This window comes from Novosphingobium sp. NPDC080210 (assembly GCF_050281025.1).
GTDB lineage: Bacteria > Pseudomonadota > Alphaproteobacteria > Sphingomonadales > Sphingomonadaceae > Novosphingobium.
The window spans coordinates 255,877-276,523 of record NZ_JBNNWL010000004.1 but is presented as its reverse complement, the minus strand read 5'-3'; the positions used below and the strand labels follow the sequence as shown (position 1 = coordinate 276,523).

19 protein-coding genes, 1 pseudogene and 1 riboswitch are annotated in these 20,647 nt (G+C 55.4%); of the genes and pseudogenes, 12 read left to right on the top strand and 8 right to left on the bottom strand.

What is annotated here, in order from left to right:
• Positions 1–51: 51 nt before the first annotated feature.
• Both ACQKOE_RS13085 and ACQKOE_RS13080 read right to left on the bottom strand, forming a co-directional pair.
• Positions 52–1,071, bottom strand: a complete 1,020-nt coding sequence (locus ACQKOE_RS13085; protein ID WP_036527609.1) for an acyltransferase family protein — start codon at positions 1,069–1,071, stop codon at positions 52–54.
• A complete protein-coding gene (locus tag ACQKOE_RS13080; RefSeq protein ID WP_036527606.1) occupies positions 1,055–1,432 on the bottom strand; it encodes a hypothetical protein in 378 nt (125 codons plus the stop codon). Before ACQKOE_RS13080 ends, ACQKOE_RS13085 begins: the two co-directional genes overlap by 17 nt.
• 147 nt (positions 1,433–1,579) lie before the next feature.
• On the opposite strand from ACQKOE_RS13080, the pseudogene ACQKOE_RS13075 reads away from it, so the two are divergent.
• Positions 1,580–1,900: pseudogene (locus ACQKOE_RS13075) on the top strand (ATP-binding protein); the annotation flags it as partial.
• A gap of 224 nt (positions 1,901–2,124) precedes the next feature.
• Positions 2,125–2,493 (top strand): hypothetical protein, encoded by a 369-nt coding sequence (locus ACQKOE_RS13070; protein ID WP_427513178.1) that lies wholly within the window; start codon positions 2,125–2,127, stop codon positions 2,491–2,493.
• Between the two features lie 20 nt (positions 2,494–2,513).
• On the opposite strand, the gene ACQKOE_RS13065 is transcribed toward ACQKOE_RS13070, so the two are convergent.
• Both ACQKOE_RS13065 and ACQKOE_RS13060 read right to left on the bottom strand, forming a co-directional pair.
• Entirely contained in the window at positions 2,514–2,900 is a 387-nt protein-coding gene (locus ACQKOE_RS13065) for a hypothetical protein (protein WP_427513177.1), read from the bottom strand.
• 228 nt (positions 2,901–3,128) lie between these two features.
• On the bottom strand, positions 3,129–6,224 hold the full coding sequence (locus ACQKOE_RS13060; protein ID WP_427513176.1) for a tetratricopeptide repeat protein: 3,096 nt from the start codon (positions 6,222–6,224) through the stop codon (positions 3,129–3,131).
• Positions 6,225–6,458: 234 nt separating this feature from the next.
• Between ACQKOE_RS13060 and ACQKOE_RS13055 the strand changes: the two genes are divergently transcribed.
• Entirely contained in the window at positions 6,459–6,839 is a 381-nt protein-coding gene (locus ACQKOE_RS13055; protein ID WP_427513175.1) for a helix-turn-helix domain-containing protein, read from the top strand.
• Positions 6,840–6,850: 11 nt separating this feature from the next.
• Positions 6,851–7,894, top strand: coding sequence for a hypothetical protein (locus ACQKOE_RS13050; protein WP_427513174.1), 1,044 nt, complete (start codon positions 6,851–6,853; stop codon positions 7,892–7,894).
• A 16-nt stretch (positions 7,895–7,910) separates the two neighbouring features.
• On the opposite strand, the gene ACQKOE_RS13045 is transcribed toward ACQKOE_RS13050, so the two are convergent.
• Complete coding sequence (locus ACQKOE_RS13045) at positions 7,911–8,483, bottom strand: hypothetical protein (RefSeq protein ID WP_427513173.1); 573 nt, start codon at positions 8,481–8,483, stop codon at positions 7,911–7,913.
• Between the two features lie 215 nt (positions 8,484–8,698).
• Between ACQKOE_RS13045 and ACQKOE_RS13040 the strand changes: the two genes are divergently transcribed.
• The 4 genes from ACQKOE_RS13040 to ACQKOE_RS13025 all read left to right on the top strand — a co-directional run bounded on the left by ACQKOE_RS13040 (position 8,699) and on the right by ACQKOE_RS13025 (position 11,648).
• Positions 8,699–9,262 (top strand): hypothetical protein, encoded by a 564-nt coding sequence (locus tag ACQKOE_RS13040; RefSeq protein ID WP_427513172.1) that lies wholly within the window; start codon positions 8,699–8,701, stop codon positions 9,260–9,262.
• Between the two features lie 48 nt (positions 9,263–9,310).
• A riboswitch (SAM-I-IV-variant riboswitch) is annotated at positions 9,311–9,415 on the top strand.
• 29 nt (positions 9,416–9,444) lie between these two features.
• Positions 9,445–9,873: a DUF3293 domain-containing protein gene (locus ACQKOE_RS13035; protein ID WP_427513171.1), complete on the top strand. Its 429-nt coding sequence runs from the start codon at positions 9,445–9,447 to the stop codon at positions 9,871–9,873.
• A 97-nt stretch (positions 9,874–9,970) separates the two neighbouring features.
• A complete protein-coding gene (gene metK / locus ACQKOE_RS13030) occupies positions 9,971–11,155 on the top strand; it encodes a methionine adenosyltransferase (protein ID WP_427513170.1) in 1,185 nt (394 codons plus the stop codon).
• A gap of 79 nt (positions 11,156–11,234) precedes the next feature.
• A complete protein-coding gene (locus ACQKOE_RS13025) occupies positions 11,235–11,648 on the top strand; it encodes a hypothetical protein (RefSeq protein WP_427513169.1) in 414 nt (137 codons plus the stop codon).
• Between the two features lie 64 nt (positions 11,649–11,712).
• Here ACQKOE_RS13025 and ACQKOE_RS13020 read toward each other — a convergent pair whose 3' ends face one another.
• The gene (locus tag ACQKOE_RS13020; protein WP_427513168.1) at positions 11,713–12,225 is read right to left on the bottom strand and encodes a hypothetical protein; all 513 of its coding nucleotides are present in this window, start codon (positions 12,223–12,225) and stop codon (positions 11,713–11,715) included.
• Between the two features lie 66 nt (positions 12,226–12,291).
• The gene (locus ACQKOE_RS13015) at positions 12,292–12,858 is read right to left on the bottom strand and encodes an outer membrane protein (protein ID WP_427513167.1); all 567 of its coding nucleotides are present in this window, start codon (positions 12,856–12,858) and stop codon (positions 12,292–12,294) included.
• A 295-nt stretch (positions 12,859–13,153) separates the two neighbouring features.
• Here ACQKOE_RS13015 and ACQKOE_RS13010 point away from each other — a divergent pair, with 295 nt between their 5' ends.
• Together ACQKOE_RS13010 and ACQKOE_RS13005 are read left to right on the top strand one after the other, a co-directional pair.
• Positions 13,154–13,927 carry a SprT-like domain-containing protein gene (locus ACQKOE_RS13010; RefSeq protein WP_427513166.1) on the top strand — a complete coding sequence of 258 codons (774 nt, stop codon included), beginning with the start codon at positions 13,154–13,156 and terminating at the stop codon, positions 13,925–13,927.
• Positions 13,928–13,961: 34 nt separating this feature from the next.
• Positions 13,962–17,273, top strand: a complete 3,312-nt coding sequence (locus ACQKOE_RS13005) for a TM0106 family RecB-like putative nuclease (RefSeq protein ID WP_427513165.1) — start codon at positions 13,962–13,964, stop codon at positions 17,271–17,273.
• 17 nt (positions 17,274–17,290) lie between these two features.
• Here the strand turns inward: ACQKOE_RS13005 and ACQKOE_RS13000 are convergent, their stop codons facing one another.
• Positions 17,291–18,001 carry a hypothetical protein gene (locus ACQKOE_RS13000; protein WP_427513218.1) on the bottom strand — a complete coding sequence of 237 codons (711 nt, stop codon included), beginning with the start codon at positions 17,999–18,001 and terminating at the stop codon, positions 17,291–17,293.
• Positions 18,002–18,185: 184 nt separating this feature from the next.
• On the opposite strand from ACQKOE_RS13000, the gene ACQKOE_RS12995 reads away from it, so the two are divergent.
• Together ACQKOE_RS12995 and ACQKOE_RS12990 are read left to right on the top strand one after the other, a co-directional pair.
• Positions 18,186–19,508, top strand: coding sequence for a S1C family serine protease (locus tag ACQKOE_RS12995; RefSeq protein ID WP_427513164.1), 1,323 nt, complete (start codon positions 18,186–18,188; stop codon positions 19,506–19,508).
• A gap of 132 nt (positions 19,509–19,640) precedes the next feature.
• Positions 19,641–20,621 carry a helix-turn-helix transcriptional regulator gene (locus ACQKOE_RS12990; protein ID WP_427513163.1) on the top strand — a complete coding sequence of 327 codons (981 nt, stop codon included), beginning with the start codon at positions 19,641–19,643 and terminating at the stop codon, positions 20,619–20,621.
• Positions 20,622–20,647 lie beyond the last annotated feature (26 nt).

Here is a 20,647-nt window from a genome sequence, read left to right as displayed (position 1 = left end):
CATCTCAGCAATCATTTGTTAAATTTGGTCGCATTTCACTTAATTCCTGCCCTAGCTTGCCGGGAGAGTATGGCTTCGGACGGAAGGAATAACTTTCGATTTCAGGGAGGTTGATGCCAATGCGAACTCCCTCGCCGTTCGGACTGCCGCCTCCCACCCAATCCACAGAACGACGCTTGCCGACATTCCGAATAGCCACATGCCGAACCCACCTTGGGCGGTGACATGCATGATGTCCTCGTAAATCTCGAAGAAGAAGCGGTGCCAGAGAAAGATATGGAGGTTTGCCATGGCGACGATCGTGATGAGCTTGTGCAGGATGGCGGGGACTGCGATGTCCCTTACAAAGAGGAAAATAAGGGTCCCCGCAATGAGGCAGTAGGCAGGTAGTTTGGCGGCCCCGTAAACGAGGAAGCTGCTGGCAATCGCCAGGGCAGCCATCGCGACCCTGTTTCCTTTCGGAGTCCTTGAGGGATCGGCAAAGAAGTAGAAGCACCAGCCGAGGCAAAAATTCCAGAACCGGGAGTAGGGCAGTGTAGGATGGTCCAGACCATCTGAATAGTTGTCCAGATAAAATCGTAGCAACACGGATGCGACAAACAGCAAAACGACGGAATAAGGGAGTAGCTTCCGACCGAAATTCCGGATGAGACCGATGTAGGACAGGATGTAGACGACGATCAGGATCTGCATCATGACCTGCGGATACCAGGTCGGAAACTTGGATATTCGACCGTCCGTGAAGAGGTTTCGGATAAACAATAATTCTAAAACATCGAATTTACGTAAGATGATGAAGAAGAATAAGACCATGAAGAAGCTGGGTAGCAGGATGGATCGCCCGAAGCCGATCAATCGATGCCGCATCTGTGGGAGCGAGGGAGCGTCAAGCACGAACTTCGCAAAAAAATAGCCGGAGAGCGCCATCAGGACGCTCATGCCACCCGAGAAGTTAAATCCCAAAACCTGGTCGATATCGGGGTTGGCATGGTTCAGCGCCACGAGGGATATCGCCGCCGCACGCAGGACGACTCCTGCCTCCATGCGCCGCGTCTTAAACATGGGCGACATGTTTGAGTTCCTCCAGTTCGGCAAGCGAGAGTTGATCCCAGCGCGGGGGGATGAAGCCGAGATATCCTTCCAGTGCGATGCTGGCATTAACGAACGAGAGCGAGTCCGTTGAGATGTCGATAAACCTTGTCTCTCGCCCGATCCTATCTGGGCTCTCCGTGCCAAACTCCTCGAAGATTTCGAAGATGCTGGTGGCCGCGACGTCGAGAAGGAGAATGTCCGCGCAATGGTGCGCAATCCGTCGCGAGGCGAGGCCCAGGAAGGCGGTTAGCTTACGGAGGCTGAACGGTTCGTTGTTGAACCCTTCGAACATCGCCTCGAATGACGGCGCTTTTTCGCGGGATGGCGCGAGACCGTCCATCGCCTTAAAATCATATTTGCCGTTCGACAGGCGCGGCAGGGCTTGGACCTGAACAACGGTGCATGCATGGGGGGGCAGGTGGATCTCGCCCTGCAGAACCTGATCAATGATGGCGAGTTCATCAGTCCGTGCCGTGGTCAGCGTGGTCTGGTGACACGCCTCGAAGAGGAGACCCGGATCGGCAAAGGCGGGACCCTGGCGGCGCAGCTGTCGCGGCTCGACCTGATCGTTCTCGACGAGCTCGGTTATCTGCCGTTCGCCCGCTCGGGAGGGCAGTTGCTGTTCCACCTCATCAGCAAGCTTTATGAGCGGACCAGCGTCATCATCACCACGAACCTCGCCTTCGGCGAATGGCCGACCGTGTTCGGCGATCCCAAGATGACCACGGCGCTGCTCGACCGCGTCACCCACCACTGCGATATCGTCGAGACGGGCAACGACAGCTGGCGCTTCAAAAACCGCAGCTGACAGCCACCTTCGGCGCCTTCAAAAATCTATCTTGCGCTGCGCGCGCCTCCGGTCGGGCTACGCCCGCCCTCCGCCGCACGCAGCGCAAGGCCATCTTCAACAAACCAGCATCATATTATCTGAAAAGGGGGTCCCTCTTCGACGCCGATCGGGGGTCCCTTTTGAACGCCGTTTGACACCGGTGGGGGGATATCCCTGCCGCGAAGATGGGGTAAGAGTAGCCCATGGACGCTGCCGATCCAGACCTGCCTGACGCTGCTGTTGAACACATCAGCCACATGCTGACGCTAGCCAAGAGCAAGCATCAAGAGGCCATGGCGTTGCTCGGCACGCCTGATCCGAACGCACTGCCACGCCTCCGCGAAGTGCTTCGGCTGCTGGAAGAGGTCGAGCTTCTGGCAGACGACGCATCTACCTACGTCGAGACTGACGTGATGAAGGCTGCGATCAAGGATCTGCATTTTCAGCAGGCGGCCGTTCAAGCGTCGATAGCGCGGCTTGAGAGCGTGAAGGTCCAGTCCCCATGGGCGACACCGTGGCCGTGGTTTACCCTGATCGTCCTAGCGCTACTGATCGCCCAGGCCTGGGCATGAAGTGTTCGGCAAGCCCGGGGTTATTTGAAAGCTTTATACAGCGTGTCTTCGAAGGACTTCATCAGAAGTGGTACGACCTTACCCTCCTGCAGCCATTCGAGTGCGGTTAAGCGCGCCATGAGCTGAGCGGTCTCCAAGTCGCCCCTTAATTCGGGGCGCTTGAAAAAGTTTAGAGCCGTTGCGAGTGCCAGATCATGGGTAGAATAGGGGATTTCCCCCTCAAACAGCCCTCTCGCAATGTCGGAAATTTCAGATTTTTCAACCGCGCCCATCAAGAGGGCACTATGAGCCAAATCTACTGCCATCCCGAGGTCGGCCCTGCGCGCTTTGGGAGGGCGATCCCCGTAAGCTGCCACGATGAACTGATCTAAAAGGGTCTTTGGCTTCTTTTTGAATAGACCGAACATCATCCCCCCGAGCGTTATACCAGGCAAATAGCTTGCCTGCCGTGCCAGAGATTAATGAGGGAATTCAGCCTAGGTTGTCGAGATTAAAGCTGTGGCCAGCACAATAACGCATGTCCCCGATTGGCATAGCGTCAGGTAGTCCATGTGCGGCCAAACTAGAAGTGCCGCTAGGGATGTCTCAGTCTGATTGAGCGTGTGCATGCACCCCACTCGGGAACATCATTGGATCTATCGCTGAGCCCCAATCGTTGCCGCTAGCTCTTTGGCAAGTTCCTTCCCTTTTGCCATCTCATCGGCAGACATCCTGCTACAAATTTCCTCGATCCCGCCTTCTGCCCCTTCATATTCCTGCTCGGCTGCCAATCGGAGCCAAGCATATGACTTAACACGATCAACGGGTGCGTGCTCGCCATGGCCGTACATCGCCGCAATGTTATACTGAGCAGCGGCATTACCCTGGAGGGCCGACCGCTCGAAATACTCTGCTGCCTCTTCGAGATTTTGGGGCACGCCATTCCCGGAGTACAGAAGCCATCCTAAGGAAAATTGGGCGTCGGGAGACCCTTGGTCAGCAGCTAATCTGTACCACTTCGCCGCCTCTTCATAGTCCTGCCGGAGCAATTCCCCAGCTTCGTATGCAGCAGCCAACTTCCTCTGCGAATAGGCAGAACCATTCTCTGCTGCCAATCGATGCCAGTGCAGACCTTCAACCTCATTCTGAGCGCATCCGAGGCCTTCATCCAACATGTAGGCGACCATTGCTTGGGACTCGCCATGGCCTTGAGAGGCGGCTTTACGAAACCATTGCAGAGCAGTGCTCAAGTTTCGCTCGACCTTATCGCCTCGGTAAAGGATTTGGGCCAGCTGCACCTGCGCTGCCAGGTCATCATTGAGTGCCAACTTGTAAACGGCCTCGACATCGACCTCCTCGGCTTCTTCTGGAACACCGCCAAAAGTCCAATGGGCCCAGCGGCGGCCGGTCTCGGCTGCAGCGGCTCTAACTGCGGTATCGACTAACGTGGCATCCAGCGGCCAATCTATGGGCGAACCATCTGCGGCCTTGGCATTACGCAGAAAAATGAGAATTGTCGGAAACCAGCGTCCCTTGATGAGCGCGAATTCGCCTGATGCTCGGACGGTTTGGATATCGAGCCCGAGCTGCCCTGCGCATGCTAATTTAAACGCCTCAGCATCAACATGGAGACGTTCTCCCTCCGTGTGCCAACGTTGCTTTTCCTCAGCGATTTCTGAAATGTTCTCAAATGGAAGGCCGTCCTCAGCCTGGTCACCCAGAGATGTCGGGGCGCCAAGAGTAACCTTGACGCACTTTGTTTCCTCGAAAATCCGGTCGTTTAGATAAATGCTCTGAAGGATGGGCGCGACCGCCACGTAAGGGCAGCCACCAGCTTCCAAATTGACCCTAAGATGGTCTAGCTCTTGCTTCCAGTGCGGCCTGACGCTCGGGAGAACGATCGGAATCTCTCGACGAAAAATGGTCTCGCCATTTTCCAAATCATAGGCCGTTGCCTCAAAGCAATCTGCTAGCCCCGTGTATAGGTTGCCATATGCTGCCAGGCGGATCCCAAATTTATCCTGCGCCACAGGAGAGTGGTAACGTTCTGCAATCCAGACAGCAGCTTTAGCGTTTAACTCAGTCATTACGCTCTGAGCGGTATACAGCGCATACCCGAGGGGACGAGGAGACCTAACCCCAATGGTTTTGTCTCCACACGCCGACTGCAGTGTTTCGTTGGCTTGAGAAGACCACTCGACTTTCTGATCCTGAGGGTAATCCGGGAAGTCCTCAGTCTCAAAGCGATAGCCGACAAGGAAGCGCAATTTAGAAATCTGACTCCGCTGAAACACTACCTCATCAAGAGCCGTCTCCTCACGGGTGGCTGCGGCATACATTGTGATATCAGCTTCCACTGCCGGCTTATCTTCGTCAGTCCGCCACTTTTGCAGCATAGCGTGGAGAAGGCGAGTGGAGGCAATCCTGTTGAGGTTGGACCACGTCATGATCACTGGACAGAACTTGAACTCCTGACCATCCGGAAGTGGTGGGATTGCCTGGCAAATTTCGACGATCTGCTCGTCGCTAGTCTCAGTATCACATACCACCGGCATCGCGATGATTTGGCCCCAAGTTGCTCCGTTAGGCCCGTCGCAACGTTGGTTCGTGATTGCGGCTTCCCCTCGAGAAAACACGAACTCCCAGATGGCGGGTACCCCACGTTTGGTGATTTCTTCACCGATTTTGGAAGCTAGGGAAAAATCGCCACTGATGCCTATCGAGGCATCGATAATCTCGCAAAGCGCTTCGTTTACATTCGGGTCGGACTTCCTCGGCCCCTTAATAAGCTCCCAACACCTTTCAGTCAGGTCGTCGCTTATCAGAATGCCTTTGGCATCAGGCAGAGTGCATATACTCCAAATTCGGAGCACTTCAGGCATAACCCTGGGTTCGTGCTCAAGACTACCAAGATGAAGCATTCGGGAGGCAATTTGACGCGTGAAATCGTCAATTGGCACGGGCTTCAGAATGGCCAAAAGTTCCTCGCCCTGTACGCTGGCATAAGGAAATGGCCGCTGCCCCGTGAACACAAACTCCGTTTGAACGTTTCGGCGTAACAGGGCCAAGCCCGAAGCCAGTTTGCCGAACAGTTCATCCTGCCCCGTATGAACAATTTCTTCGAGCCATTTTAGGTAGAACTCAACCGCTGCACTACCAATAAAGCCGGTGTGGCAAAGGCAGGCCTCATTGATTTCATCTTCAGAGAGCTGGTGCCGCAGGTCCCAAAGCAGGCCCGAGCAAACTCTTGGGTCTCCCGTGCTCAAAAGACCGCCAAACGCAGCCCCTCGGTTAACCGGAAGCTTACCCTCGATCATGCGGACAACATGACGAGGAACGAGCATCGGGTCGGCGCCTTCCTCGATTTTTGCCACACTGACGTAATCAAGTGTGGCCGTGGAGACTATGCCGCGATCCGCATCTCCCAGGACGAAAGGCACATATGTTAGAGCTGTGCAGTCTTCGAAATATTGAGTGAAGGTCGAAATCTCTTGGAAGAGTTTTTTTCTGAGCTCTAGCTCAAGCCCGTCATCAATAGCCGCTTTATATTTCTCAATGGCATAATTGACGCTTTCGGGGTCGGTGAAATAGCCGATCCTCACCAACTCACCCATCAGCGCATCGATCAGCCCACCGGCTTTAAGAAGTGCCTTCTCGCGCGCACTGGGGTCCTCAATCTCCATCGCAAGCTTTTTGAAACCTTCAAAATCCCTGCGAACCAGCGGGTTCCAATTGATGCTATAACCCGTCACTCTTGCCCTCACGTATTCATTCAGATCACTCGAGGTCTTGATTCGAGGTTGATCTATCCGCCTGAGTCTGGCTGCGAACGGCTTTGTGCTCAATAGCGTTGGGTAAGGTTAAGGCGCTGTTTTGCGGCCCAGCCCGTTTGAGTGCAATCAACAATGTCCCCATTTGGCATACGCCGTCAGCGGACTGGGTGCACAAACCTTGACGTGGATAAAGGTGTTGCCTAGTCAGGCAACATGCAACACTTGCTCAACAGTTCAAAAAGCGCCTCGCTAGGTGATTACCTGCGTCAGAAGCGCGAAGCACTGGCGGTGGATGATCGAGCGTTCACGTTGCGCCAGTTAGCCATGCGCTGTGGCGTAACGCCTGCATATCTCTCCCGTGTTGAGCGTGACGAGGTCGCGCCGCCAGGTGAGGATACACTACTCAAGCTGGCGTATGAGCTCGGAGAAGATGCCGATGTCCTGCTGGCTATGGCCGGAAAGATATCAGCCGACCTCCGACAGGCGATTCTCTCTCGCCCCAAACTTTTCGCGGATCTGATCCGCTCAATCAAATCCATGCCTGACCAAGCGGTGCTCAAGATCGTGCGGGATGTGCGTGACGGGCAATGGTGAAAGGAAGTCCGATGCCAACCCTTGAGGATGATGACCTGATTTTCCGCTTCCCGAGCATTGAACCGGACGCGCAGTTTTCGATAAGCTTCATGCGCACGTTGCGTATTCCGGACACCGAGCAAACTTACTTTTTGCCGCCGGGCTTGGGCACGTTCCCACTGCGTCATGTTGAGGACTACGCTAAAAATCTGCCCGCCCACACCTTGGATCGCGGCGGGGTGATCATGCCAATGTGGCAAGCCGAGGCCATGTGGATGAGCTTCAACAACGATGGCCCAGAATGGTCTGATGGCAACTCCATGGAGACCGGCTTTGGTCTTCCGGTTGCGGTCAAAATTGCAGCGGGCAAAATCAACGCGGTGTCAGGTGAAAGTTGGCGCCCAGGCCTCCATCGCGACCCTCAGGACTATGTCGTATCCCCATCCCAGCCATGGCTTGACGGTTTTGCAATCGAGAAAGGCGTGATCCGCCAATTCGTCGCTATGCCCCTTGGCGATGGCTATTCGGTTGAAGAGCAGCTTACACAAGCTAGTGAGTGGGGGGGCGTTCAAATATCGGTCACACCACTCAAGGCGTCGGTCTGGAAAAGGATCAAGGCGGCAAGTGGGCCTGCGATGCTGATGGACGCATGTCTGAGCAGGTGTTGCGAAAGCGTCGAGATGGGCTTGGGGGCTGGAGGGCGAATGCACCAGGAGATCTATGAGGACGCTTTCAATCTCGAGGATTGGGATTGGGATACGACGGAACGTGTGTTCGTTTCGCTTATCCATGCGAAGGACTGGACGGCAGTTACCGGTGAGGCGGCTCAAAACGAGCCCCTCACGGCGAAGGACTACACTGCGGCAGGGCTTCCGTGGTTTGATTACTATGCAAAGGACCTAGAAGCTCTGCTAGGTAGCGCTGCATTGGCCGGCGTGAAATCCATCGCGGAGACATTCGCAGATAAAACCGGAGCACAGCTCGTTGGTTCATCTGACATCACTATAGGAAAGCCCGTGACGCTCGCCCCCGACCTTCCAGGCCCAAGACCTGTGAGATCTTCGAGCAGTTGGTAGCGGACGATTGATGTGCCTAGGTCATAGGAGCTGGGAGCCAGCGATCAAGCAGGTCTGACACGTAGCCTTTATCGAGCATGTGGCCGCCTCCGGGCACGACCGTTACCGGGATCCCGGCAAGTTCGCCTAAGCGGCCGACTTTTGCAGGTTCGCTCTGCCAATCGGATTCTCCAACGTGAATTTCGCAGCGGGATGGTTTGGTAAGTTCGCCGCCTTGCGCAAGTTGGAGGAGCCGGTCGGCGAATGGCGGAGAGAACCGTAGCCCATTCCCAGGGGCAGCAGTGGCCCCAATAATAGGAGAGAGCAGTAGGACTTTGCCTGGAAATGGTTCCAGCAGTGTTTGCGCATGCAGGAAAAGGTAGGCTCCAAAGGAGTTCGCCACGACTAACCCATTTTCGCTCCAGAACTCGTGTTTGAGATCCTCGGCGATCACCTGGATCTGATCCGAAAAGATCAGGCGCTGGAACTCTCCGAACAGGTGCTGGCCGTAGACGGTAAGCCCACGCCTTTGGAGAGCTAAACCAAGCCCCTCATCAACCCTGCCCCCGCGACCAGGGAGGTAATATACTGTCCCGTCATGATGGCTCACTGCCCATCTCTCCGTGAGACATTTGCGGCCGAGCCAACAATGTCGCTTAGCGCATCTCTAATTTGTCATTACTTGGGCTGAATTCAGGCCGAGCGTCAACTAGGGTAGGAGGAGTTGTGACCTCAATTGACACATCTAGAAAGCCAGCCCGTTGCGTGAAAACTGGAGCCGCTCCATAGATGTAGGTGACTTTCGGTTCAAAGATTGGCTTACGTATGTCTAGTGAACTTCCTCTCCCTCAATCCTTATGGAGCGCGCGCGACGCGGCGATTAGCAGCCTTTATAAGGGCGTGGCGGACCCATCAGCTGAGGAGGAAATAGAGGGCTGGCTGGATGAGGATGGCGCTTCTGCATTTTACGAGTTTGGGGATGCCGCGCTGGGGACAATGCATTCCCTAGAAGCCGAAGACACAGAAGTTAGAGATCGTCTCGATATCGAGCCGGAACAGCCAATTACTGATGCGCACCGTGCAGCTTACGCACGTTTGGAAGTCGAAAGTGCCAGGTCTGAGTTTTACGGGCCATACCTAGAAGGGTACCCGATCTCGGATCAGCTCGGCAACAAAGCAGTCTTGGCCGCAAAGTCATACTGCTGCGGACAAGGTGGCTGGGAGTTCGAGTGGTTTGGCCTATTTCTAACTCCTGAAGCTGCAATGAAAGCTGCGGTCGAAGAGGGGTTGTTCGTGGACAGCTGGGTGCCTGAAGGTAGGCGGCTAGAGGATTACACAGATCAGGAGTTAGCCGCTTTCGTGGGTGGCCAGAACTTTCACGGGGACTGATCCGGGTTTGCAACCTCTTGCATCAGCCGCGCGGAACAGTTAACAAAAATGCGTCATCAAGAGTTGGGTCGACACCCACGCCAACCTGCCGATCCGGGCAAGGTGGTTTTGCGAAAGCAGATGTGGCTCTTCGGAGCAACGAAGCGGAAGCCGTGTCGACCCTCCGTAAGGAGGGTTTTTTTATGTCTGTTTCTGAAGTGCCGGCAGAACTGATTGAGGCCTACAAGCGCACGCAATATCGCGCATTCGCGGACAGCGGCGAAATCGTGCTGAGAATTGGCGAGCCTTCGAGGGCCGCAGCTCAGCTGGTCGGTGCCGCCGGAGCATCCGGCGGCGCCTTTATCACTGCTGAAAATCCGCTCAGCGTCCAACTCCCGGCAGCCGAAAACGCTGTCCGCCAAGGCGAGCTGCGAAAAGATCTCCTCAAGCTCGGTGCTTCCGTTTTTGAAGGAGCCGGTCAGGGCGAAGACCCCAGCTGGCCCGCTGAGGCCAGCTATGCGGCGATTGGCATCAGTCGGGAGCAGGCGTGTGAACTGGGACGCAAGTATCAGCAAAACGCGATCGTATGGTTCGATGCTAGCGGAACGCCCGAGTTAATCGTGCTCCGCTGATTTTCTGAAATAGGGCTGGCCCACCCACGGGCTGGGGGGATTTGTTCCTGATTGCCACCCCCGACGTCGTCGAAATGGCTAAAAATGGAGACTTTCCATGTCTGTTTTCAATGGCCTGTTTACGTCGGAATCTGTGTCTGCGGGACACCCCGATAAGCTTTGCGATCGGATTTCCGACGCTGTTCTCGACGCATTCCTGGAGCGGGACCGTAACGCCCGCGTCGCCTGCGAGACCTTTGCGGCCAACGACAAGATCATCGTTGCCGGCGAGTTTCGAACTGAGAGGGTGGAAGATTTCAAAGCCGTTCGCGCTGCCGCTCCCGGGATCGTCCGCGAGGCGCTCCGGCAGATTGGTTACGGTTCCGATCAGTACGATATTGATCCCGCCACCTGCGAGGTCGAGGTTCGCTTCAATCACCAAAGCCCAGAGATCCAGGCAGGTGTCGATGGAGGCGAAACGACGGGTGCTGGTGATCAGGGCCTAATGTTCGGTCATGCTGTGAACGAGACCGAGGCCCTGACACCCCTAGCTTGGTCCCTAGCCACGGATTTGATCCAAAGGGCAAGCACCCTGATTGTTCCTGGCAGCGGTGTGTTGAAACCCGACGGCAAGGCCCAGGTGACTGTCCGCTACGTTGATGGCGTTCCCGTTGGGATCGATACCGCCGTGCTGTCCTGGCAACATCGGCCGGACATCTCGATCAAAGAAGTCCGGGAATACCTCGCCGCCGAGGTGCTCGATCATGTGATCCCGCTCAGCATGCGCACTGATAGCTTCAAGGCGTTTCTCAATCCCGCTGGCCCCTTCACTGTGGGTGGTCCCAAGGGCGACACAGGTCTTACGGGTAGAAAGATAATCGTCGACACCTACGGCGGGGCATGCGCTCATGGGGGCGGCGCCTTTTCCGGTAAGGACCCCACCAAGGTTGACCGCTCTGCAGCCTACGCGGCACGCCATGTGGCAAAGAACATTGTCGCGGCTGGGTTGGCTAAGCGCTGCACTGTGCAACTGGCCTACGCTATCGGTGTGGCTGAACCGGTATCGGTAAGCGTGGAAACTTACGGCACTGGGGTGGTCGCCGACATAGAGATTGCAGCGGCGGTGACTGACATTTGGGATCTTACGCCGGCGGGCATCATCAAAGAGCTTGTTCTGCTTCGCCCGATTTACACCGGGACAGCAGCGCTCGGTCACTTCGGTCGCTGGAAGTCGCCGGAGCTTTACCGCTGGGAGCGGCTGGACCGCTTGGAGCAATTGATCGAGAAAACAGTTCGAAGCTGAGATCGAAGGGATGCTTGGACTCGACCTGCCAAGGATTTTTCGACCTTTCTTCGACAATTACAACGACTAGGTAGATGACATGACGTGGAGCAAAATTCTCTCGCGTGAGCAGGGCACCATGGCGGATACGTGGACAGAGTATCTCTGCGCCAAACCGGCAAATGACGGATTTGTCCTGGGTGTCTGCATTTACGAAATCGTCGATTACATTCCGGGAGAGTGGTTCGATGACGATGGCGAACCCTTGCCTGAATTTCGAGATGCCAAAGGCGATCTTGTGCTTCCTGCAGAGTTCAATGGGCGGCCCATCGAAGGCCACGATGGTGAGTGGTTGCTTGGGCCGCTAGACCAGTGGAATAATGAAGAAACTGCATACGTGACGGAACTGTCTCATAGCTCGGTGGCTGAAGCTCTAGAAATATTGGATTGGAAAATTTCCGAGGCCAACGAAGTGCTCTCTGCACTACATAGCCTCGCGTCAGAACCCAAATAAATCTTCTGCTTTTGCCGTTAATGAAGGCGTGCCAGCTATGTGGCACGCCTCCCCATCATCATAATCAGTATGGGATTGCTTCAGCCGTAAAGGCGTTGACGAACTGTCCGGGCTGCATAACCGCAGAGCGACCGCTGACGAGCCATGTCGCGAATACCGCCGCGACCGTGTTCCCTTTGCCCTCCTGGCGATGGACGCCGCGCATCGCATAGTCGCGCCCTCGAACGTTCACCTTCTCGAACGTCACCTCAAACTTACCTGACTTGCCTCCAACGGCTTTGCCGGTCTTCCAGGTCACGGTGGCAACGACCTGCGAGCCACGAGGGATAACAACGACACCGCCATCAGTAATGTCGTTGACGACTGTGAAGCCGACCTTTTGGCCGACCTCGACATGCTTTGATGAAATCTCGGCATCAGGGGTAACTGAGATCAAAGTGCTAGCAGGCAGTGCTCGCGAAACGGTCTGTAGGGCCGTTACCGTTTGCGCGGAAGGAGCAGCAGGCGTGGTCTGAGCACTGGCCTGGTGACTGACGGCTGCAACAATTACAGCCAGAGCGAAGCGATCGATTTTCATGAGGAAAGCCTTCTTTAGGGAGAAAGCCCCCAGGGGTGCCTATAAACACCCCAGGAGGCTGGGGTGTCAGAAGCGGTAGCCGACGCCGAAAATGGCTTGGTTACGGTTCACATCGTCAGAGCCATAACGGGTGTAGCGATATTCGCCTTTGACGAACCACTTCTCGGCAATTCGCTGTTCGAGACCGGCGCCGAGACGGATGCCGTCGCTAGTGCCCTTCTCGTAAGCCCACAGGCCATAGCCAGCAGCTGCGCCTTCGTACCCAGCATTGCTGTAGCCAGCCTTGAGGTAGCCTAGGGTCGTCTTTCCGAGCTGAACGCCAAGGCGCGCGGAAAGCTCGATGTCACGGCGAGCAACCTGAGAATACGCTACACCAAAATAGACGCCTTCATCCTTTGCGGACGAATAGTCCAGATTGGCTTCCACACCGACAATCACGCTCTCCCCCACTGGCACGTCGTAGCCGATGCCCACACCAGCAGTTGCTCCATCGACTGTGTAGACGCTTGAAACGGCATCGTATCCACCGTGTAGGTCAACACGAAATCCCTCAAACCCCTCAGCGCTGGCCGGGCTTGAGACAATAAGGGCTACCGGCGCGCACAACGCCGCACTGAAAATGCGAAAGTTCATAAGGATCCCCATGAAGAAAAGTGAAGTGGGACCACGAATCATCTCGTGGCTGGATTTGCCTTAAGGTGCAGCGATGCCAGCGAAGGACACTTCAAACTTCGCGACCTGGCTGCTGTGACCCGGACTGGCACTGATGCTCCAGTGCGTTCAAGAATGCCATTTGGGGACATGGTTGAGATGAGACCAGCTTGGGCCTCACCCACTTGAATGCCAGAATGACCTCTTCTGACACTCAAAGAGGGTAAGGTCCGTGCGCGATCATTAGAGATTCGCACGCCACGAGATCCCACACAGCATGCTTGCCAGACCCGTTACAGTTCAGACGCCCACGCTCTATTTTTATCAGCAGCTTCAGACTGCCTTCGACCACTTTAACCGGACGCTGTTCGAGGGGACTCTAGGCCAATGCCTGATGACGGTTCGATCAAGCAACCGCCATCACGGTTACCACCACGCTCAGCGTTTCATAGCACCAGGCGGCGAATTGATTGGTGAACTTGGCCTTCACCCTGGATACTTCACAATCCAGCCCGTCGAGTCCGCTATGGCAACGTTAGTCCATGAGATGGTCCACGTCTGGCAGCACCAGAATGGCAAGCCAAGCCGCTCAAATCCTCACAATCGCCAGTGGGCGGACAAGATGATTGCAGTTGGATTGCAGCCTTCGCATACAGGCCTTCCTGGCGGTCGTGAGACGGGTCACGCCATGTCCGACTACATCATACCGTCTGGTCCGTTTCTCCATAGCTGCAGGCAACTGACAGCTGAAGGGTTCGAGCTGCCGTGGCTTGACCGTCATCTGCCACAGCCACCAGAACGAATTCAGCAGTATCAAGCATCTTTGGCTGACGCTGGAGTGCAGATGGAGTTCTCTGCTTCACCCTTGGAGGGTTTGCCGCAGGAGGTCGACGGAAAGCCTGTCGTTTTTGCGCCAAAGCCAAGGACGGGAAAACGCAAATTACGCTACGAGTGTTCAGGCTGCACTACGCGTGCATGGGCCGAAGAGGGGGCTGACATTTTATGTGGTGTCTGTGAGGTCTCTCTTATTTGCGCGACCGACCAGAACTGAATATCTCGTAACTTAACTGCTTGAGGGGGAATGAATGAGGCGTTTTGAGGGAAGGATCCTTTTATCGGCTACCGATCTCATGCGCTTCATGGGCTGCTCTCACGCGACATATCTCGACCTTCAGTATATGAATGGCGCTGTTGGGCTTAATCCGTGCGAAGACAGTGACGACGCCGCATTGCTGCAGGCCCGCGGCGACGCGCACGAAAAAGCTCACCTGGAGGCGCTAAAAGCCCGCGGCCTGAAGGTACTGGAGATAGACCGCGGGGATCTGACTGAAAATGCGAATCTGACCAGAGAACTGCTCGCTCAGGGCGCGGACGTGGTTTTTCAAGGCGCATTGCTCTCCGGCAACTGGGGTGGCTGGTCAGATTTTTTAGAGAGGGTCGATCGGCAATCAGACCTCGGAGCATTCAGCTACGAGGTCGCTGACACCAAGCTTAAGCGCAAACCTCATCCCAGCCATGTGCTTCAGCTCGCGCTCTACTCCGATCTTCTCGCCGACATCCAGGGCTGCGAACCTGAAAGCGCTCATGTCGAGTTGGGGAACGGGGACCGTGCCACTCTTCGGCTGAGCGAATTCAACGCGTATGCAAGAATGGCTAGAGAGCGTCTTGAGCTCTTTGTTGCCAATCCTGAGCCAACGCGCCCCATGCCGTGTCGGGACTGTGACCTTTGCAGATGGCGGGATCACTGCGGGGCGCAATGGGAAAAGGAAGACAGCCTATTCCAGGTTGCAGGGATTACCCGCGGGCAGGTAATCAAACTGGAGGCAGCCGGTATAAAGACGATGGCCGATCTGGCGCAGTCAGCCCAACCTGTAAAAGGCATCGCTCGAGACACCTACCAGAAGCTGCAAAGCCAGGCTCGCCTGCAGCATGATCGAAAGAATGGAGACCCCACGGTCGAGTTGCGGCCTGCCCAAGCCGGTAAGGGCTTTGAGCTAATGCCCGATCCTCAGCCTGGAGACCTTTTCTACGATATCGAAGGTGATCCTCATTTCGAGGGCGGGCTCGAATATCTGCACGGCGTCTGGTGCGAAGGCCAATTCACGACTTTTTGGGCCCACGATCATGTCCAAGAGGAGCAAGCTCTCCGCGAGCTATTTGATTTCTTTGAGGACCATTTGTCGCGATACCCTGCGGCCAGGATTTATCATTACGCCCCATATGAAATCACCGCGTTAAGGCGCCTGACCTCGCGCTATGGGGTGGGAGAGGCATTACGTGACCAATGGCTCCGTGAGGGGCGGTTCGTCGATCTTTATTCCGTCGTTCGAGGGGCCATTGTCACCTCCGAACCTTCATACTCAATTAAGGCACTTGAAGTGTTTTACGGGATTGAGCGGGAGGGCGAGGTCAAGACTGCTGGCGGCTCCGTGGTTGCCTACGAAAAGTGGCGGGAGAGTGGGGATCAGGCAATCTTAGATGAGATAGCCGATTACAATCGCGTAGACTGCGTCTCGACAGAGCAGCTTCGGAATTGGCTCGTAACATTGCGCCACGGGGCTTCTATTGCTCAGGCCACGGCACCGATCACCGTTTCTGAGGTCAATGAAAAAGAAGAGGAAAAGCTGGTGCAGATTGCGCAGCTTGAGGATCTTCTTGCTCAGTCTGGCCTGGACGAGGAGCGCCGGGACGTCCTGTTCAGCTTAGCTCGTTTCCATGATCGTGAGCTGAAACCGGCTTGGTGGGCAATTTTCGACAGCTTCGATCGCGATGAAAACGAGCTCATTGAGGATTTTGACGCGCTCGCGTCCTTAGTAGCTGTGAACGATCCATGGACGATCAAGAGGTCTGTGGCCCGTACTTATGAATATCCGCCACAACAAACGAAGCTACGGCCTGGCAAGAAGGCGAGCGTTCAGGGTGAAGATGGCAGCATTCGGTCGGTGACTGTCGAGGCCATTGATAAAGCCGAAAGCCTCGTGACCCTCAAGATAGGCGCTGCTAACTCCGCTGTGCTGCGAGATGAATTGCACCTTCATCCTGATACCCCGCTTGATACATCGACGATCAGCGCAGCTGTCCTTGATGTCGTGCGAGATCAGTGTGGCCCCAGGTCTTATGCCGCGCTTGATGATCTGCTTGCTCGAAATCCACCTCGCCTAGCCGGGCAGGCCGGTGGCCCCATCCTTCAAGGGGGGGATCTCGTAACGGGGGTGGTTGATGCTGTTCTCAAAATGGACGGAACAATTCTCCCAATCCAAGGACCCCCGGGGACAGGGAAAACATATGTCACCGCTCGGGCAATCCTGGCTCTGTTGAGGCAAGGAAAGAGGGTTGCCGTGGCATCGCAGGCCCATGAGGCGATCCGTAACGTCATCAGCGGATGCCTTTCGGCTTGGGAAGGATCCGACTTTCCGTTCACGGTCGCTCACAAGGTTTCGGACGCCGGTGAAATGGATTACCCAAAGAACGGCCCAGTTGCTTGCCCCACCAACAATGACGATGCCGCGTTGGCTTCATCCCAGCTGGTAGGTGGAACAGCCTTCTTTTTCGCGCGCGAACAAAACGTCCAAAAATTTGATTGGCTCTTTGTCGATGAGGCTGGACAGGTGTCACTTGCCAACCTGCTCGCAATGGGACGCATTGCAAGAAACATCGTGCTAGTCGGCGATCCACAGCAATTGCCGATGGTCATCCAAGGCTCACACCCGGAACCTGCAAATCGCTCATGTCTTGAGTGGCTGTTGGGGCATCACGCAACTGTGCCTGAGGACGCGGGGATCTTCCTTCCGATCACGAGGCGCATGCACCCCAAAGTCTGCGCTTTCATTTCGGAGCAGGTGTATGAAAGCCGCCTACTTAGTCATGAAGCAACCCAACTTCAGACCATTGATGCACCGGGGCTGCCATCGGCTGGGGCTTATTGGGTCCCCGTGCAACACGCTGGAAACGCCCAAGTGGCTGACGCTGAAGTTAGAGCAATAAGAGCCGCGATTGACGCGCTGCTAGGCAGAAATTGGACATCCTCTGATGGAGCAAGCCGACCGCTCGTCGAAAAAGACATCATAGTGGTAGCCCCCTATAACGCTCAGGTTCTGGCGCTTTGCGAAGCCTTACCCACTGGCGTAAGGGTCGGGACGGTCGACAAGTTTCAAGGGCAGGAGGCGGCTGCATGCCTTGTGTCCATGACTGCATCTTCTGCCGACGAGGTTCCTCGTGGCCTTGATTTCTTACTCTCACGCAATCGGATCAACGTAGCAGTTTCGCGTGCGAGAGCATTGGCGCTTGTGTTTGGCTCTCCGCGACTTCGTGAAACCAAGTGCGAGACCGTTGAACAGATCCGCTTGGTAAATGTGCTTTGCGCTCTACCAGAGCTGCATCTCTCGATGAGCCTCTGAGCGCGGCGCAAACCGGCCTAATCAACGACAGGGTAATATGGTCTGCCCCACTCATGGCTCGGATTATCCATTAGGATGTCGATAAAAATCGGCAACAAAACCCCTAAGAGCGCCGCTCCATCCTTAACCTGTGACCTGTTGACACTACTGTTCCACGTCGCGCCACCATGGATCAGTTGGTTTCGTAAGACATATAGCCGATCAAAAAGGACCGACAGTATCTTAGCGGTGTCTTTGCGCGCGATCGCACCATTAATCGCACGCTGACTTGTGGACATGCGATCAGCCCAATCTTCATACCCTGGCACACCGTTCTGGTGCTTCCAAAAAGCCAAGAAGATGTGACGATTTGCGAGTAGAAGTCTGATTTCTTGAGGAAATCTCTGCCAGACTGCTCGGTAGAGCCTATCGTCAGAATCAAGCCGAACAACCGCCTCAAAAAAGGTCTGAAAGACGCCTCGTTCGCTCTCGGTGTCACGCTCAATGTCCGCAGCGTAGGCGGCGTTGAAACCAATCCAAAGCAGAATGAATCGAATGTCGGGATCGTTGGTTTCAGCTTCTGCGCGGCCGAGCCAGCTTAGCGCTCTATGCACCCGCAAACCCAGGTCCTCAGGAAAACTGCCACGAATGGCCCTCTGCTTCTCCTTCAAGTGGGTAAAGGTGCTATCACCTCCCACTTCCTGACGTTGACCTTGCCCCATGCGCTTCCTCGAAATGCTTCGGAGCATTTCTCTCACTCAGACCGCTTGCGCAAGCCTCGCGTGAAAAGGACATCCCCATGTCCCTGGCCAGCATCCATATGTCATTCACCCACAACCAATGCCATTAGAGGACACTCAAAGGCCATGCGGCCATTGCGGCCTGCAACATTTCGCGGCATCGCAGCGAACAAACATTAAGTGAGATTGATGAATGCCCATTGTGCTAGCCGGTTCGCGACTGAAGCTTTTGTTGTTATCTGGTTGCGCTGCATTCGTTTTACCTACGCTGGCCGATGCTCGCGGCGCGGCTCCAACACCAGAAGAGGTTTTGGCGGAGGCGGTTCGGTATACCGTCAAGGTCAATGTTCAAACGAAGATCGGTCTTAATGCGGATAATCGTGGAGATTATTCCGGCACAGGTTTCCTGATCGACAAGCAACGCGGCTGGTTTCTGACCAATGCCCATGTGGCGTCTAGATCGCCCGGCAAGATCACGCTGACATTCAAGGATGGCAAGCCGATACCTGCCAAGCGCATTTACGTTGATACCTTTATGGATATGGCTGTGCTCTCAATACCGGTGGATCAGATCCCGGCCTCGGCAGCTGTCGCACAATTAGAGTGCTCAGGCCCGCCTAACGAGGGGGCATCTGTTTTTGCATACGGGCACCCCTGGGGACTCGACTTCACAGCATCACGGGGCATTGTCTCTGGCATCTCCTGGTTCTCACCTCAGAGGCTCGTTCAGACGGATGCCTCCATCAATCACGGGAATTCAGGTGGTCCGTTGATCCGCGTCTCTGACGGCAAAGTCGTTGGCGTCAGCTCCCACAGCTACAAAGATTCAGAGGACAAGAATGCGACGGCAGTCGGCTTGGCTCAGCCAATGCCGCCCATTTGCCACATCCTGGAATTGCTCCGACAAGGTAAGGATGCGAACACCAGAATGCTTCCCATAGACATTGCCACCAGCAGGAATGGCCTAGAACCCACGGTAGCCAGCGTATCCTCCACCGCCGAAGGTTTCAGGCCCGGAGACAGGATTGTTGGCATAAACGGCTCAGGCCCCATCCGAACCTACTCGCAGATGGTCGATCAACTTCGCGGAACTGTTGAGCCCGTAAGTGTCAAAGTTAGCCGCGCGGGTGTTGAACTCGAAGTCCAATCATCCGTCCGAATTATTCCCAGCCCGCTATCGGCTCGAGCCCTCAACATCTCAGGGGTGATTGTTAGCGAACCTTGGCGTGTCGATAATGCGGAAGTCGACCCAGCTGGACATTTCGTCGTAGTAGACATCGACACTGATAGCGACCTTGGCGCGTCTGACGTTCGAGCAGCCAACCGCTTGAAGTACGTGAATGGCAGGTCGTTCGATAAGATCGGTGCATTGTATGATTACCTCGCAGGCCTTGAGAGTGGGGCGGATATCGAGCTAATCTTTTGGCAAATACCTGAATATAATGAATTTTCAGGGGGGCATATCGTGGCTAAAATGCATAAGGCAAAGCTCGAGTGGGTAACACCTGGAGATTGAGTATTGGTCCCAGAGAACGTACAGTTCAGGCTAGGATGCGCTTGCTGTATGTCAAAGCGGGACACGCCTGATCGATTATAGGGTGCCCCCGAACGAACGACCTTGCTAGGTAGAGAGGTCAAAGGGGGACACATGCGCTACAGTCGGGCCGAAAGGCTTATCCAACTTGCCTTAGAAATGCAGGCAGCGCGCGGCGGCCTCACTATCGCTGATATCGAGGAAAAATTCGACGTCAGCCGGCGAACGGCAATCCGAATGCGTGATGCCGTGATGCGCGCTTTCCCCAATGCGACTGAGGTTCCTACTGGGGAGCGAACCAAGCGCTGGCGCCTTAGCCCTGGCGTAGCTCAGAGTTTTGCAGAGATAACATCAGATGACCTCGCCAGCATCGAAATCGCCGCCGCTGCGATGGAACGGGCGAATCTTCCTGTTCACTCTCAAGACCTGCGAGGTGTAGCCGCGAAGATCCGAAACCTGATTGAAGGGGGAGCCCTCAATCACATCGAACCCGACCTCGAGGCGCTCACCGAGGCAGAAGGCCTAGCGCACCGAGCTGGACCTCGCCCCCATATCTCCCCGAGCATTTTCGATGGGCTGAGGACTGCGATCAAGTCGTGCCGTAAGGTCTCTTTCGACTATGCTTCGCGCAGTGGAAGGTCATCCACCCGCCGAACAGTTGCGCCTTTGGGCTTCCTGTATGGCCATCGACATTACCTGGTTGCCCTTCAGGAGGGGGCACTAAAACCTAAATTTTTCAGCTTACCGTCCATCAGCAAGTTGAAGCTCGAGACGGATGGCTTTGAGCGAGATCCTAGCTTCAGCCTGAAGGAGTTCGTTTCTCACAGCTTTGGCGTCTTTGAGGAAGAACCCGTGGACGTCGTTTGGCGGTTTTCGGCTGAGGCTGCTCCGCTGGCTCGAAGCTTCGTCTTCCACCACAGCCAATCCGTCGAGGATGAGGCCGATGGAAAGCTAGTAGTTCGTTTCCGAGCCGGCGGGCTGCTTGAAATGGCTTGGCACCTCCTCAGTTGGGGCGATCAGGTTGAAGTCATAGAACCAGCCGCGTTGCGGGACCTTCTGCCTAAGAGGGCGCAATCATGGCCTGCCTTGCCGTGAAGTTGGCCGACTATTATGGTTCACGC

Coding starts and splice junctions, on each gene's coding strand:
- ACQKOE_RS13005 (WP_427513165.1), top strand. CDS start 13,962: ATGAGGCGTTTTGAGGGAAGGATCCTTTTATCGGCTACCGATCTCATG.
- ACQKOE_RS13000 (WP_427513218.1), bottom strand. CDS start 18,001: ATGCTCCGAAGCATTTCGAGGAAGCGCATGGGGCAAGGTCAACGTCAG.
- ACQKOE_RS13055 (WP_427513175.1), top strand. CDS start 6,459: ATGCAACACTTGCTCAACAGTTCAAAAAGCGCCTCGCTAGGTGATTAC.
- ACQKOE_RS13080 (WP_036527606.1), bottom strand. CDS start 1,432: ATGGACGGTCTCGCGCCATCCCGCGAAAAAGCGCCGTCATTCGAGGCG.
- ACQKOE_RS12995 (WP_427513164.1), top strand. CDS start 18,186: ATGCCCATTGTGCTAGCCGGTTCGCGACTGAAGCTTTTGTTGTTATCT.
- ACQKOE_RS13065 (WP_427513177.1), bottom strand. CDS start 2,900: ATGTTCGGTCTATTCAAAAAGAAGCCAAAGACCCTTTTAGATCAGTTC.
- ACQKOE_RS13050 (WP_427513174.1), top strand. CDS start 6,851: ATGCCAACCCTTGAGGATGATGACCTGATTTTCCGCTTCCCGAGCATT.
- ACQKOE_RS13025 (WP_427513169.1), top strand. CDS start 11,235: ATGACGTGGAGCAAAATTCTCTCGCGTGAGCAGGGCACCATGGCGGAT.
- ACQKOE_RS13035 (WP_427513171.1), top strand. CDS start 9,445: ATGTCTGTTTCTGAAGTGCCGGCAGAACTGATTGAGGCCTACAAGCGC.
- ACQKOE_RS13010 (WP_427513166.1), top strand. CDS start 13,154: ATGCTTGCCAGACCCGTTACAGTTCAGACGCCCACGCTCTATTTTTAT.
- ACQKOE_RS13015 (WP_427513167.1), bottom strand. CDS start 12,858: ATGAACTTTCGCATTTTCAGTGCGGCGTTGTGCGCGCCGGTAGCCCTT.
- ACQKOE_RS13070 (WP_427513178.1), top strand. CDS start 2,125: ATGGACGCTGCCGATCCAGACCTGCCTGACGCTGCTGTTGAACACATC.
- metK (WP_427513170.1), top strand. CDS start 9,971: ATGTCTGTTTTCAATGGCCTGTTTACGTCGGAATCTGTGTCTGCGGGA.
- ACQKOE_RS13040 (WP_427513172.1), top strand. CDS start 8,699: ATGTCTAGTGAACTTCCTCTCCCTCAATCCTTATGGAGCGCGCGCGAC.
- ACQKOE_RS13085 (WP_036527609.1), bottom strand. CDS start 1,071: ATGTCGCCCATGTTTAAGACGCGGCGCATGGAGGCAGGAGTCGTCCTG.
- ACQKOE_RS12990 (WP_427513163.1), top strand. CDS start 19,641: ATGCGCTACAGTCGGGCCGAAAGGCTTATCCAACTTGCCTTAGAAATG.
- ACQKOE_RS13020 (WP_427513168.1), bottom strand. CDS start 12,225: ATGAAAATCGATCGCTTCGCTCTGGCTGTAATTGTTGCAGCCGTCAGT.